The organism is Ensifer sp. SL37 (genome assembly GCF_026672675.1).
Lineage (GTDB): Bacteria > Pseudomonadota > Alphaproteobacteria > Rhizobiales > Rhizobiaceae > Ensifer > Ensifer adhaerens.
Window position 1 is genome coordinate 3,638,634 of sequence record NZ_JAPPRN010000006.1, and the last position, 12,376, is coordinate 3,651,009.

Annotated in this window: 11 protein-coding genes and 3 tRNA genes; 6 read left to right on the plus strand and 8 right to left on the minus strand. The window is 60.6% G+C overall.

Annotated features, from left to right (window positions below; all coding sequences use genetic code 11):
• Positions 1-52 precede the first annotated feature (52 nt).
• On the minus strand, positions 53-2,401 hold the full coding sequence (locus OVA00_RS29895; RefSeq protein WP_268090190.1) for an ethanolamine ammonia-lyase: 2,349 nt from the start codon (positions 2,399-2,401) through the stop codon (positions 53-55).
• A 161-nt stretch (positions 2,402-2,562) separates the two neighbouring features.
• Complete coding sequence (gene adhP / locus OVA00_RS29900; protein ID WP_034791206.1) at positions 2,563-3,588, minus strand: alcohol dehydrogenase AdhP; 1,026 nt, start codon at positions 3,586-3,588, stop codon at positions 2,563-2,565.
• A gap of 377 nt (positions 3,589-3,965) precedes the next feature.
• Between adhP and OVA00_RS29905 the strand changes: the two genes are divergently transcribed.
• A tRNA-Ala gene (locus OVA00_RS29905) sits at positions 3,966-4,041 on the plus strand.
• A 153-nt stretch (positions 4,042-4,194) separates the two neighbouring features.
• Here the strand turns inward: OVA00_RS29905 and OVA00_RS29910 are convergent.
• Positions 4,195-4,788 carry a hypothetical protein gene (locus OVA00_RS29910; protein WP_268090191.1) on the minus strand — a complete coding sequence of 198 codons (594 nt, stop codon included), beginning with the start codon at positions 4,786-4,788 and terminating at the stop codon, positions 4,195-4,197.
• A 127-nt stretch (positions 4,789-4,915) separates the two neighbouring features.
• Positions 4,916-5,530 (minus strand): hypothetical protein, encoded by a 615-nt coding sequence (locus tag OVA00_RS29915; protein WP_192443325.1) that lies wholly within the window; start codon positions 5,528-5,530, stop codon positions 4,916-4,918.
• A 386-nt stretch (positions 5,531-5,916) separates the two neighbouring features.
• On the opposite strand from OVA00_RS29915, the gene OVA00_RS29920 reads away from it, so the two are divergent.
• Both OVA00_RS29920 and lexA read left to right on the plus strand, forming a co-directional pair.
• Complete coding sequence (locus OVA00_RS29920) at positions 5,917-6,168, plus strand: hypothetical protein (protein ID WP_051659219.1); 252 nt, start codon at positions 5,917-5,919, stop codon at positions 6,166-6,168.
• Positions 6,169-6,404: 236 nt separating this feature from the next.
• Positions 6,405-7,127, plus strand: a complete 723-nt coding sequence (lexA, locus tag OVA00_RS29925; protein ID WP_034791199.1) for a transcriptional repressor LexA — start codon at positions 6,405-6,407, stop codon at positions 7,125-7,127.
• Between the two features lie 88 nt (positions 7,128-7,215).
• Here the strand turns inward: lexA and OVA00_RS29930 are convergent, their stop codons facing one another.
• The 4 genes from OVA00_RS29930 to OVA00_RS29945 form a co-directional block, all read right to left on the minus strand.
• Positions 7,216-7,557, minus strand: coding sequence for a hypothetical protein (locus OVA00_RS29930; RefSeq protein WP_060606451.1), 342 nt, complete (start codon positions 7,555-7,557; stop codon positions 7,216-7,218).
• A 197-nt stretch (positions 7,558-7,754) separates the two neighbouring features.
• Positions 7,755-7,828: transfer RNA gene (locus tag OVA00_RS29935), tRNA-Cys, on the minus strand.
• A gap of 152 nt (positions 7,829-7,980) precedes the next feature.
• Positions 7,981-8,715 carry a thermonuclease family protein gene (locus OVA00_RS29940; protein ID WP_268090192.1) on the minus strand — a complete coding sequence of 245 codons (735 nt, stop codon included), beginning with the start codon at positions 8,713-8,715 and terminating at the stop codon, positions 7,981-7,983.
• Between the two features lie 221 nt (positions 8,716-8,936).
• The gene (locus OVA00_RS29945; RefSeq protein ID WP_034791391.1) at positions 8,937-9,230 is read right to left on the minus strand and encodes a hypothetical protein; all 294 of its coding nucleotides are present in this window, start codon (positions 9,228-9,230) and stop codon (positions 8,937-8,939) included.
• A 158-nt stretch (positions 9,231-9,388) separates the two neighbouring features.
• Between OVA00_RS29945 and OVA00_RS29950 the strand changes: the two genes are divergently transcribed.
• From OVA00_RS29950 to OVA00_RS29960, 3 genes are all read left to right on the plus strand, one after another.
• Positions 9,389-9,463, plus strand: a tRNA-Asn gene (locus OVA00_RS29950).
• Positions 9,464-9,561: 98 nt separating this feature from the next.
• A complete protein-coding gene (locus OVA00_RS29955; protein WP_090295538.1) occupies positions 9,562-11,025 on the plus strand; it encodes a cryptochrome/photolyase family protein in 1,464 nt (487 codons plus the stop codon).
• An 85-nt stretch (positions 11,026-11,110) separates the two neighbouring features.
• The gene (locus OVA00_RS29960) at positions 11,111-12,364 is read left to right on the plus strand and encodes an SAM-dependent methyltransferase (protein WP_089045901.1); all 1,254 of its coding nucleotides are present in this window, start codon (positions 11,111-11,113) and stop codon (positions 12,362-12,364) included.
• Positions 12,365-12,376: the final 12 nt, after the last annotated feature.

Sequence of the window (12,376 nt, forward strand, 5' to 3'; positions counted from 1 at the left end):
GGCGATGATGTCGCTGAGGGCGCAACGCCGTTAGGAACCCTGCAATGCGCGATCACCCGAAGCGCCGGCTGCCGTTGACGTCCTTGCCGATGATCTCCCGGATAATGGTCAGGGTTTCCTTCGCCGCCTCCTTGGGTGCAAGTGCGGTATCGGCGACGTTGCTGACCAGCTTCGTCATGTCGTGATCGATGTCCTTCTCCGACCAGCGCTTTCCTTTGGCGACGGTGATGTAGACCGAGTAGGCGTGGTGCATGGTTCCGGGCCGCTCGCCGATGATGTGGAGAACTCCTCGAAACGTGTTGGGATCGGCGTCGGCAAACAACGTCTCGCCGATCCTGTAGCCAGCCCGCACCCTGCCGCTGGTGACCAGGATATTCTTGTCGCTCACCGAGACGCCGGCATCGCCGAGCAGCCTGCGCATTTCCTCCAGATAGGGCGAAAGATGGCCGTCATCCATGATGGCCTTGGCGTTCAGGCCATCTGAAATGACGATCTGGCCCTTGGGCATATCGCCTTTCCACGACGCCCTGATCGCTTCGATCGCCTTGATTGAGTCCGGGCTCAGCGTTTCACCGGTGGTCGGGTGCGCGATGTAGTCGTTCCGATCCTTGGACAGCGTGCGAACCGGGACGACGCTGGGCACGGCCGCAATGAAATCCGGCGTAAGTTCGGCCCAAAGCGAGAGTTTGGCGTCGTCGTAAAGACCCCTCACCTTCGTCGCGAGCGCCGGGTTGAGATCCCATATCTTCTCACCGTGGCCCGTGGCCAGGTCGACGCCTCTTGCCTCGACCTCCGTCATCATCCGCCTGCCCTCGGCGTAAACGGCGTCCTTGGAGCGCTTGTCCCCCTTGGCGAGGCGGTACTGATAATAGACCCAAAGAGGATCGCCGTATTTTGACGTGTAGCTGTTGTCTTTGCCGACAATTCCAAGGCGTTTGTAGAAATCCCACATCGCATCGTTGACCTTGAAGCCGAACTTATCCCTCACGCGTACGTGGTCCTGAAATGCGGTCGTGAGATAGCTCAACATCGGGTCGTTCTTGGTCGGCAGAGCAATCAGATAGGCCGGATTGGCCGGCATGATCTGGTCCTGGCACCAATCCAGATCGTCCAGGCTGACGGTCATGTGCAGGGTCGTGCATATATCGAGACCGATGGTCAGCCCATGGAGCTTGCCCATGACCATGTCCTCGAGGCAGCACCGCACGAGTTGTTCTCGGCTCTTGAAGACCTCCGGCCCAATGAAGCCGGCAACATCGTTGACATGCAGCCATGCGCCTTTCGGCTGCACTTTCGCAAGCTCCATGCCGACAGCCCGGCTGAACCCGTACTTCCGGGACTCAAGCACCATCATGTCGACGCCGTTTGCCGCGCCGTTGGTGAATTCCGAGCCCTGTCCGGTTTCGAAGTAAAGGCCGTACCGCTCCCCTGCCTTGGCGCGCGCGTACTTCAGGATCTTCTCATTGGTTATATCGAAGATCTTGTTGCAATCATCCGTACCGGCAAGGCTCTGGAACACGGTGGAAACTGTGCCGGGGAAGTCCTCGCTCACTTCGCCTTGGACGTCGATGTGAGCGAGCACGCACCACGGAATGACGTCGACCAGCTTGAACGTATCCACGATGTCCTTGAGCGCCCGCTCCACCGTGACGACGCTGTCGACGGTGCTGTCCACCGGGTTGGTGCCGATGACGATGTCGCCGGTCGCATAGGAAAACGCATCGAAGACCTGCCACATGATGTCGTCGGGGTGGTCGGTCGGCGAATTCGGCTGGATACGTGCGCCCATGTATCCCTTGGCGCCCAACTTGGTGCCGGGCATGACATTGAAAATCTTCTGGCTGACGGTGATCAACTCTTCATTGCTCATCAGCTTCGGCACGCAGCCGATGGTATCGCTGGTCAGGCCATACATGACGCCTTTGATCTCATCTTCCGATTTGGTCAGAAGAAACTCCTTCAGCTGGCCCATCGTCCAGTCTTTCAGCTTTTCTTGTTGAGCCCTGTCGGTGGTCTGCCAAATCAGTCGTTGCAGATCGTCCTCAAACAGCGGGTGCTGATCGAGGTCTGTGATTTTCGTTCTTGCCAGGAGGGCTCGGGCGTTCGTTCGGGACGTATCATTTTCCGCAGCCACGGCGATCGTCTGGTCTCCTTCCTTGAACGCATTCGCGCATCCCAGAACCTGCCGATAGGTCGTCTCGTCAAAGCCGCCCTTGATCCTGCTGATATAGGCAAAGACGTCCTCATCCCGCTTCACGTCGTTGATCACGAGGTTGCTTGGGCCTGGCGCGGCACGGGCAGCATGACTGTAGGCTGTTAGCGTGGCCGCCGCAGTTCCCGCCACCAGCAGGAGATCGCGCCTGGACAGTGCATGCTGGTCTGAGAACATGCCTTTGCTCATTGCCATTTCCTTTCTGCAAAAGGTCTATCGGCATCTCGCCGGAAGGCCCTCTGGTGACCGGCGATCTAAGGAAGGCGCATAAGAGTAAATGCTCGACACGTGTCGCTTGGGCATCGACACGGACCCGGCGAGCCTCGACCAGCCGGGCCTGTCAAAGTCGATTACTGCAGGCTCATCACGATGCGACCGTCGATCTTCCCGGCTTCCATGCGGCGGAAGATCTCGTTGATATTCTCGAGGCTATCCCACGAGAAATGCGGCGCGACTTTGCCTTCAGCGGCGAACTGGAGCGACTCTTCCAGGTCCTGGCGGGTGCCGACGATCGATCCACGCACGGTGATGCGCTTAAGAACAGTCTCAAAGACCGGTACCGAGATCATACCTGGGGGCAAGCCGACGAGCGCCATGGTGCCGCGCGAACGCAGGAAACCGAACGCCTGTTCCATCGCAGCGGGCGAGACTGCAGTCACAAGCGCTCCATGCACGCCGCCGGTGGCCTTGATTACCTGCTCGACCGCATCCTTGGCCTTGCCGTTGACTGTCAGGTCGGCGCCCAATTGCTTTGCAAGTGCCAGCTTGTCGTCGAAGATGTCCGCCGCGACGACATGCATGCCCATCGCCTTTGCGTACTGCACGGCCATGTGGCCAAGCCCCCCGATGCCGGAGATGGCAACCCATTCACCGGGACGGACTTCCGTTTCCTTCAACCCCTTGTAAACGGTGACCCCGGCACACAGAACCGGCGCGGCAGGACCGAACTCCAGCCCATTGGGCAGGCTGCCAACGAAATCAGGATCCGCCAGGCCATATTCGGCGAATGTCCCGTTGACCGAGTATCCCGTGTTCGACTGGGCCGCACACAGCGTCTCCCAACCGGTGCGGCAATGCGGACAGTAGCCGCAGGCGCTGTGAAGCCAGGGAACGCCGACCCTGTCGCCCTCTTTCACTCTTTTGACACCGGCGCCGACCGCCGAGACATAGCCGACACCCTCGTGCCCGGGAATGAATGGTGGGCTGGGCTTCACCGGCCAGTCGCCATTTGCAGCATGGAGATCGGTATGGCAAACGCCCGTTGCTTCGTATTTCACCAGGATCTGTCCCGGCTGCGGCGTGGGCACTGCCACTTCCTCGATCGTCAGGGGCGCGCCGAATTGCCGAACGACGGCTGCCTTCATCGCCTGAGCCATTTGCCAATCCTCCTCCAATCGCCGGGCCACGGAGAGGTTTCTTATGGGAACAGTGGGCCGGCAGGGGCCTATCTCACATACGAAAATCGTGTAATTGGCTCGAGCATCATGGCGCTCACCGCCAGTGCCCGGACGTCATTTCCTGCTTGGCGTATACCGCCAACATTTCAACGCAGTTCACGTAGCGCCATCGTCAGGTTGCAGCGTAAACCCGCCGGCAGAGTTCGACAATGGGTGGAGTGCAGAAGCGGTTCAGAGACCGACTGCCTTCGGCGCCCGGCCGGATCGAACAACGCAGATCGTGCAACGGCGTTCGAGCGGGCGCGCTGGCGCGCGTATTGACAGGATCGGCGCCGGTCGTGTTGACTGAATGCTACGGGGCCGTAGCTCAGTTGGGAGAGCGCCGCAATCGCACTGCGGAGGTCGAGGGTTCGACTCCCTTCGGCTCCACCAAAACGATCAGTAGGTGCCCGGTTGCCGAGGTATCGGAACAGCGGCTGATTTGTCATCAGCAGATCGCCAGTTCGAGTCTCTCTGGGGACACCACCATGCTAAGCCACCGTCCGGCCTTCGCGAAACGCTGCCCGATCCCGTGGCCACCTGTTTTCAGAGGCTGAACGGATCCCGCGCCGATCGCTTCTCGCTCGGTGCACTGAACGGGTCGGCTTTCTTCTCCTTGGACTTGCGGCCCTCGTCGGCGATGATCTCGTCGACCGCCCGCTGGCATTTCATCAGCTCGTCGGCCGCCGGGCCGGTGCCGCGCAGGCTGAGATTTGCGATGACGCGATCTTCAAACGCGATGGCCAAGGCCCGCTTGCGCACGAAGCCCGTCAGGAACTGGGCGTCGGTGACGTTCACGAACAGAAACTTTCCGCTCGCATCACCGGCAGCGGTCGCCGAAGCGCTCCAGGGATCGGTCTTGTCGAAGCGGAAGGTCAGGTCGTACTCTTTGCCGACCTCGAGCGACCTCCAGTCGTCGCTGGCGAAGCTCATATAGAGCGGCGACTCGGAGCCCTTGGGATAGAACCCAAGGCGCAAGGTGACCCCGCCGTCGAATACCGACGAGATGAAGCAGGAGCCCTCCATCGAGGTGTCGGATGCAACGGTCCAGCCGTCGACATCCTTCCACTTGATGATTTCGGACTCCTCAGCCGCGGCCGATCCCGCGGCGATCAGACAGCTTACCAATCCGACCAGCAATCTACGCATGCAAAACCCCCGTTTGCCCGCATTTTGATAGGTCCCCCCGTCACTGTCGAGGGTGCCTAGCCGATCCCAGGCAATATTTTAGGAATATTCACCTCTCTGCGGCAAGCGGACGCGCCCATCACATGGCGAAAGGATCTTTCGACGACTTGGTCTGGCCGCCGCCGGCAAAGGGATCGTTGTTCGGCGCATTGCCACCGGCGCCCGCAAAGGGATCGTTCGCCGCTCCCTGACCGCCATTCGGGATCAAGGCGCTCACCGCCTCCTGGCACTTGAACATCTCGCTTACCGCCTTCATCGAATCACGCAGGCTGAGGCTCGCGACGACGCGCCCCTCGAAGGCCAGCGCCAAGGTGTTTTTGCGAACGAATTCGGTAAAGAAGTCGGTGTTGGAAAAGTTGACGACAAGGGCCTTGGCTCCGGTCAGATCAACACCGAACGCAACGGCCGGCCACTGACGACCACGGTCGAGCTGCAAGGCCACATCGTATTCCCGCTGCGGCTCGATTGATTTCCATTCGGCATTGCCGATCGAAAGAAACGCCAGGTTCGTCGATCCCCGCGGATAAAAGCCGATACGAAGGATAGCGCCGGCGTCATAGCTCGTCGCCGCGTAACACGAGCCTCCCAGGGAAGGATCGGATCCCACCGTCCAGGCGTTGATCCGTTTCCAGATATTCGAACGCCCTTCTTCGGCAGACGCCGCTCCAGCCGTGAGCAACAGGCCGAGCACCACCAACGACAATCTATGCATGCAACCACCCCACTATCCACGCAAAGTTATCTTTTTTTAGAGGCCTGTCGAGACGGTGAAGGCCCTTCCCCGCAGGGATTTTTGCGCGCCCCAGGCCCGATGCGAAAGCTGGCAGCTCCGATGCATTCTCCGCGCCGGTCCATGAAGAACGGCCGAGACGAGCTTGAGATGGAGCGGCTGGCGCAAATCAGCCACAGCCTGCGGGCAAAGAGCTGTTGAACATGGCAGAGTGATCGCCATGCTTGCTGGACTTCGGAACGAAAGCGCGGTTCACATCGTTTACCAACCCGTAGTCCCACCCCTTCATCAAGTGGACGATCACCGTGCTTGCCGCCCTGCTTCTCGCTTCGATAGTCGCATCGCCCAATATGCCTGACGTCAAGCTCAGTGCCGCGACGGTGGATGAACTCCAGACCGATTTCGAACGGGCCGTGCCGTGCCATCAGATCGATGGACGCAATGTTTGGAAGGGCGCGCTCGCGTTCTACATCCAGTCCTTCGTTTATGACGGCGATACGCCCGTTGCGACCGATGCGGCCGACGCAGTGCTTCCGGAAGACAACAGCGCCGAAACGGTGAAGGAGTTCGAAGACGCCTGCTCGGCCTCGCAAGCGACTTAAGTCTCTCCGCGAAGAGAGCCGCGATTCTTTCGAATCACGCGCGCGATTGACCTGCCCGGCGCTGTTTTGGGACGCAACCGTCGCCGAAAACCGCCCCGCTCCCGCAAAAGTGACCAATCGCCCCCCACAGAAGCAGCCAATTGCCTGAATTCACGGAGTTTTAGGCACTTGCGGAACACATATGGAACAGATAGTGTCTGTTCTTGATTTGTTTCACGCCTCTGGAGCGACGTGCCATGCTGACCCGCAAGCAACAGGAATTGCTTCTGTTCATCCACGAACGCATGAAGGAGTCGGGCGTACCGCCGTCTTTCGATGAAATGAAGGATGCGCTCGACCTGGCGTCGAAGTCCGGCATTCACCGCTTGATCACGGCGCTCGAAGAACGCGGGTTCATTCGCCGGTTGCCGAACCGGGCACGCGCGCTCGAAGTCATCAAGCTTCCGGAAGCCTACGCCGCCGGCCAGCAACAGCCGCGCAGGGGCTTCTCGCCGAGCGTGATCGAGGGCAGCCTCGGAAAGCCGCCGGCCGCCGCTCCTGCCACGCCGAAGCCGGCGCCGGTCGCCGAAAGCACGTCTGTTTCCGTCCCGGTGATGGGGCGCATCGCTGCCGGCGTGCCGATCTCGGCGATCCAGAACAACACCCATGACATTACCGTTCCGCTCGACATGATCGGCAGCGGCGAGCATTACGCCCTCGAAGTAAAGGGCGATTCGATGATCGAGGCCGGCATCTTCGATGGCGACACGGTGATCATCCGCAACGGCAACTCGGCCAATCCCGGCGACATCATCGTGGCGCTCGTGGACGACGAGGAAGCGACGCTGAAGCGCTTCCGTCGCAAGGGCGCGTCGATTGCGCTCGAAGCGGCCAACCCCGCCTACGAGACGCGCATTTTCGGACCGGATCGCGTGAAGATCCAGGGCAAGCTCGTCGGGCTGATCCGCCGCTACCATTGAATTCCAGGCAGAACGCCGAATCAGAAGAGCCTCGCCACTGAAAGTGGCGAGGCTCTTTCCATTTAAGGCGACCTGAAATCCAGATCGCTTATTCGTGGATCGTGTATTCGCCGAGTTCGCAGAGATCCTGCGTGTCCTCGGTCGTATCGAGGGCCGAGCCTTCCTCGAATTCGAATCGCATGTCGTATTTGCAGACGTCCCGCCCGTCGGCAATGGTGATCTCCATGCTCTCGCCGGGGTTAAGGACCTGCCGACCGAAAACATCGTCTTCCCATTCATTGACGCCGACCGGCGACGTATAGAAATTCGTCAGTACCGCGCCGGTGTTGTTCTTCAGCTGGAAAACCAGGTCGTCCGCGCGCGCCTCAATAGCGGTCGCCGCAAAACACGCCAACGCCGTCAGGATCAGTCTCTTTTTCATTGATGCCATTGCCTCCGTTCTTAATGTTGACGGACGCTACCGATGCGGTTGATCTCAGCGGAGTCATCGTTCCCCCTCTACCGAATTCACCGAAGCGATAAGATCCGACGGAGGCATAGGAGACGTGGCTTGCGCGGACGTGTCGCGAATTTTACCGCGCTGCCCTAAGGCAGAACGCCAAACCAAATTTAACGAGGTGAGATTATTGGAGGCCTCGCCCGGAATTGAACCGGGGTACAAGGATTTGCAGTCCTCTGCGTCACCACTCCGCCACGAGGCCTCACAGCTCGGATAACCAAGCGTTGGCGCGGATTTAGAATGATTGCCGAAAAACCGCAAGAGGCATTTTCTGAAAAACGCGCCGTCGAATTGCAGGACGGATACTTTCCACAGAACGATCGACGATGACCGCCGATCGTCTCCCAGCTGATCTCAGCACCAGGGCGTCGGGCGCCCTTCCCACGGCCGCACGAGCCCCTCGGAAACGAGTACACGTCCAAGAGATTGGTCACCGCGTGTGACCAGGCGCAGTTTCTCGCCGGCCTTGGCATCTGATCGCCCTCCCGCCGAGATCAGCCTGAAGTCGCCTGCATTCAGCAATTCGCGCAGGCGCTGCTTGGCGTAGAAGCCGCGCGAACGCTCCTTGTCGCAGCTTGCCTGGCGGATTCGCGGTGCATCGACATCGGCGACGCGGATCGTCTCGCCATGGAAGACGAAGGTCGCGCCATCGATCACGCAGTTGTCGTTGCGAATGCCGCAAAAATAGAACTGATCGGTACGGATGGATGCCGTCTTCACCTCTTCATTCGGCCGCACGAGAGGGGTTGGCGGCGTGACGCCGACATTCACCGACGGCACCGGGGCGGCCAGGACAACCTTCGTCGCTGGGTTGGGCTTCGGATTTGGTTTGTGCCTATCCGCCAGCTGCGCAACGCGCTCCTGCGCTTCAGGAACCGCGCGCTGAGGCTTCGGCTTCGTTTCCGATCGCGATGCAAAGGCCATGACATCCGAAACCACCGGCCAGTGCCGCAACTCGGCGCGATGGTCGTAGGCCATGACGCCGCCAAGGGTGAGCGCTGCGGCCAGATACCACGGCGCCATGCCGCCCTGTTTGCTGGTGCTTCGGCCCGAACTGCGGCGTCGACGTTTCGTAGTGGCTTTGGCCATCGGTCCCCATCCTGATTCGAGACCGCATTATGCGTTTGATGGGTTGCCGAAAAGTTTTCGAAAGCACCCCAACAGAGGGGAAGACCGCGAGGAACCGGTCATTCGCCTGCGCGGCCACGGCCCTTGTTGAGAGATTCGGAATTGGTACGTGACGGCCGCGAGGAACCGAAAACTGCCGACCGCCCTGCCTCGACAACAAGATCGTTAAATCGGCGTCCGGCTCAGGAGCCGTTCGAGGAGTTGGCCTTCCCGCGCCAGCGCGCCCACCAGACGGCCAGACGACGACGGCGGCGGCGAACCGAGGGAATGTCGTGGGAAAGCACGATCAGGCCCAACGGTATCATCCAGAAGCCCAGCACGGGCAAGAAACCGAGAAAACCACAAAACACCAGCAGCGAACCCAGTAGGATCCGCAGCAGGGGCGAGTCGGGCAACGCGATACGCCATTTTCCCAGCACGATCTGTCGTGTTTGCGGATCAATGCCGAAATGCGTCTGCTTCCTGTTTTTATTCATCATTCCCTATCCGGCGTGTTTTCCCACAATTGGGGACTTCTCCACAGCCTCGCAACGGAACTTGTCATTTTTTTTGAAAAAGCGCTTGGCAAATCAGAAAAGCATGCGTATTAGCAGCCTCACTTCTGAAGCGCACAGCACAACAGCGGCGCGGATGATCCCTGGTAGCTCAGCGGTAGAGCATTCGACTGTTAATCGACAGGTCGCCGGTTCGAATCCGGCCCGGGGAGCCACTTTCTAAAAGAGCCATTTGCAGCGATGCGAATGGCTCTTTTTCATTTTGCACCTATGTTCTCCAAGTGATCAATCCCCAACCTCCCGATGGTTCTTCATGACAAAGGCCGCGGCGCCGCCCATCATCGTCTGGTTCCGCAAGGATCTCCGCCTGGCCGACAATCGCGCCCTCTCGGCTGCCGCCGGCGAGGCAGCCGTCATTCCCCTCTATATTCGCGAACCCGCCGACAGCGGCAACGGTCCGCTCGGGGCGGCGCAGGCGTGGTGGCTGCACCATTCGCTCGAGGCCTTGGGCGCAAGTCTCGCGCGGCACGCTTCTCGCCTCGTTCTACGATCAGGCGCGCCGCTTGACGTGATTGTCGAGATTGCGCGCGCAAGCGGTGCGGAGCGCATCTACTGGAACCGGCGCTACGACCCGAACGGCATCGCCACGGATACCGCGCTCAAGAAGGCGCTGGCCGAGCGGGGAATCATCGCGGAGAGCTTTGCAGGACAATTGCTGCATGAGCCCATGCGGCTGCTGACGACGACGGGCGGCCCCTACCGCGTGTTCACGCCGTTCTGGCGCGCGCTCGAACTGAAAAACGAGCCAGCACCGCCGATCGACCGGCCGCACCATATCGCAGCCCCGGGAGCATGGCCGCGATCGGAACGCCTTGACGACTGGTCGTTGCTGCCGACGAAACCGGACTGGGCGGCGACATTCAGCGAGGTCTGGACGCCGGGCGAAGACGGTGCGGCCACCCGTCTCGAAGAATTCGTCGATGAGAAGCTCGACGCCTACAAACGCTGCCGCGACATTCCCGACGCGGATGGCACATCCCTGCTCTCGCCTCATCTCGCCTTTGGCGAAATTTCGCCGGCGCAGGCCTGGCATGCGGCAGCTGGGCCCCAGGCCGATAGCGGCGAAGGGGCGGCCACCTTCCGCAAGGAACTCGCCTGGCGCGAATTCTCCTATCATCTGCTGTTTCATTATCCTGAGCTTGGCCGCCGCAACCTCGACCGTCGATTCGACCGCTTCCACTGGCTGAACGACGAGGACGATTTTACTCGATGGACCAGAGGGCTCACCGGATACCCGATCGTCGATGCCGGCATGCGCCAGCTATGGCGCCACGGCTACATGCACAATCGCGTTCGCATGATTGTCGCCTCCTTTCTCATCAAGGACCTGCTCGTCGACTGGCGCAAGGGAGAAGCCTGGTTCCGTGACACGCTGGTCGACGCGGATCCGGCCAACAATGCCGCAAGCTGGCAATGGGTCGCCGGATCGGGCGCGGACGCCGCACCGTTCTTCCGCATCTTCAACCCGCTCCTGCAAGGGGAGAAATTCGATCCCGACGGTCTCTATGTGAAGCGCTTCGTGCCAGAGCTGGAGCGCCTCCACCCGCGCTATGTCCATCGCCCCTTTGCAGCGCCCGCCACGACCCTTGCCGAAGCCGGCATCGAACTCGGCACGACCTACCCGAAACCGATCGTCGACCATGCCCTTGCCCGCGATCGGGCACTGGCAGCCTTCCGGCAGATCACAAGCGCACCGGGAGTTTCCGAGGAGACGTAGAGCCTCCGGTAGAATTCCTCAGTTGGCGTCTCGCCCGATTGCGGCTAGGCTCACGTTACGGATGCAACAGCTGAGGGGGTGGTGTATGCGTAACCTGGAAGCCGATTTTGCTGCATTTGCCGGTGCGGTGGAGCTATCTTCCGAAAATCTGGCGACGGCCGTGCGGGAATTTCCGCTCAAGGCGCGCATGGTGCTTGGCGCCCTGGTGCACCTTCAGGTGGGAACGTTGATGCTCGCCACGCCAGACGGCCGCAGGCTGGTGATCAAAGGCGCCAGGGCCGGCCCCAGCGCCATCCTCAACCTCAACAACTGGAACCTGCCGCAGCGTGCTATCTCGGGCGGCACCATCGGGGCTGCGGAAAGCTACATCGACGGCGACTGGGACAGTCCCGATGTCGGCGCCTTTCTCGAACTGTTCCTCGTCAACGCCGAAATCGGCAGGAATTTTCCGAACCGTGCACGCGGGCTCCTTCGCCTTTTCGACAAGTTCTTGCACTGGCGCAATGCCAACACCCACTCCGGCGCGCGCCGCAACATCTCGGCCCATTACGACCTCGGCAACGCCTTCTACAGCGAATGGCTGGATCCGAGCATGACCTATTCGTCTGCGCTTTATGCAACGGGTGCCAATGATCTTCGCTCAGCGCAGAAAGCCAAATACCGCGCGCTCGCGGAAGCGACGAACCTGCGCACCGGCGATCATGTGCTTGAGATCGGCTGCGGCTGGGGCGGCTTTGCCGAGTTCGCGGCAACGGAAATCGGCTGCAAGGTCACGGGGCTGACGATCAGCCGCGAGCAACTGGCCTTCGCACGCGAACGCATGCAGCGTGCGGGCCTTGCCGACCGGGTCGAATTGAAGTTCCAGGACTATCGTGAAGAAAAGGGTACCTATGACCGCATCGTCTCGATCGAGATGTTCGAGGCCGTCGGCGAAAAATTCTGGGCAACCTATTTCTCGCAGCTGAAGCGGTGCCTGAAACCCGGGGGCAAGGCCGGACTGCAGATCATCACGATCAAGCCAGAATCCTACGAGGAGTATCGTTCCAATCCGGATTTCATCCAGAAATACGTCTTCCCGGGCGGCATGCTGCCAACGCGCGAGCATCTGGTCGAGCTTGGCCGCAATGTCGGCCTGCGGATGATCAACGACTTCGGCTTTGGCGTCGACTATGCCCGCACACTCGGCGAATGGCGGGAGCGGTTCTGGGCGGTCTGGAACAGGATCGAGCCGCTCGGCTTCGACCTGCGCTTCAAGCGGCTGTGGGAGTTCTACTTCTACTACTGCGAGGCCGGGTTCCGTGCCCGCAACATCGACGTCCGGCAGATCGTCTTCGAGTGAAGCGCACGGCGC

What these genes read in the sequence shown, in the direction of transcription:
- OVA00_RS29895 (WP_268090190.1), bottom strand. Translation starts at nt 2,401, where the DNA reads ATGAGCAAAGGCATGTTCTCAGACCAGCATGCACTGTCCAGGCGCGAT.
- lexA (WP_034791199.1), top strand. Translation starts at nt 6,405, where the DNA reads ATGCTGACCCGCAAGCAACAGGAATTGCTTCTGTTCATCCACGAACGC.
- OVA00_RS29960 (WP_089045901.1), top strand. Translation starts at nt 11,111, where the DNA reads ATGCGTAACCTGGAAGCCGATTTTGCTGCATTTGCCGGTGCGGTGGAG.
- OVA00_RS29930 (WP_060606451.1), bottom strand. Translation starts at nt 7,557, where the DNA reads ATGGCATCAATGAAAAAGAGACTGATCCTGACGGCGTTGGCGTGTTTT.
- adhP (WP_034791206.1), bottom strand. Translation starts at nt 3,588, where the DNA reads ATGGCTCAGGCGATGAAGGCAGCCGTCGTTCGGCAATTCGGCGCGCCC.
- OVA00_RS29940 (WP_268090192.1), bottom strand. Translation starts at nt 8,715, where the DNA reads ATGGCCAAAGCCACTACGAAACGTCGACGCCGCAGTTCGGGCCGAAGC.
- OVA00_RS29920 (WP_051659219.1), top strand. Translation starts at nt 5,917, where the DNA reads ATGCCTGACGTCAAGCTCAGTGCCGCGACGGTGGATGAACTCCAGACC.
- OVA00_RS29945 (WP_034791391.1), bottom strand. Translation starts at nt 9,230, where the DNA reads ATGAATAAAAACAGGAAGCAGACGCATTTCGGCATTGATCCGCAAACA.
- OVA00_RS29955 (WP_090295538.1), top strand. Translation starts at nt 9,562, where the DNA reads ATGACAAAGGCCGCGGCGCCGCCCATCATCGTCTGGTTCCGCAAGGAT.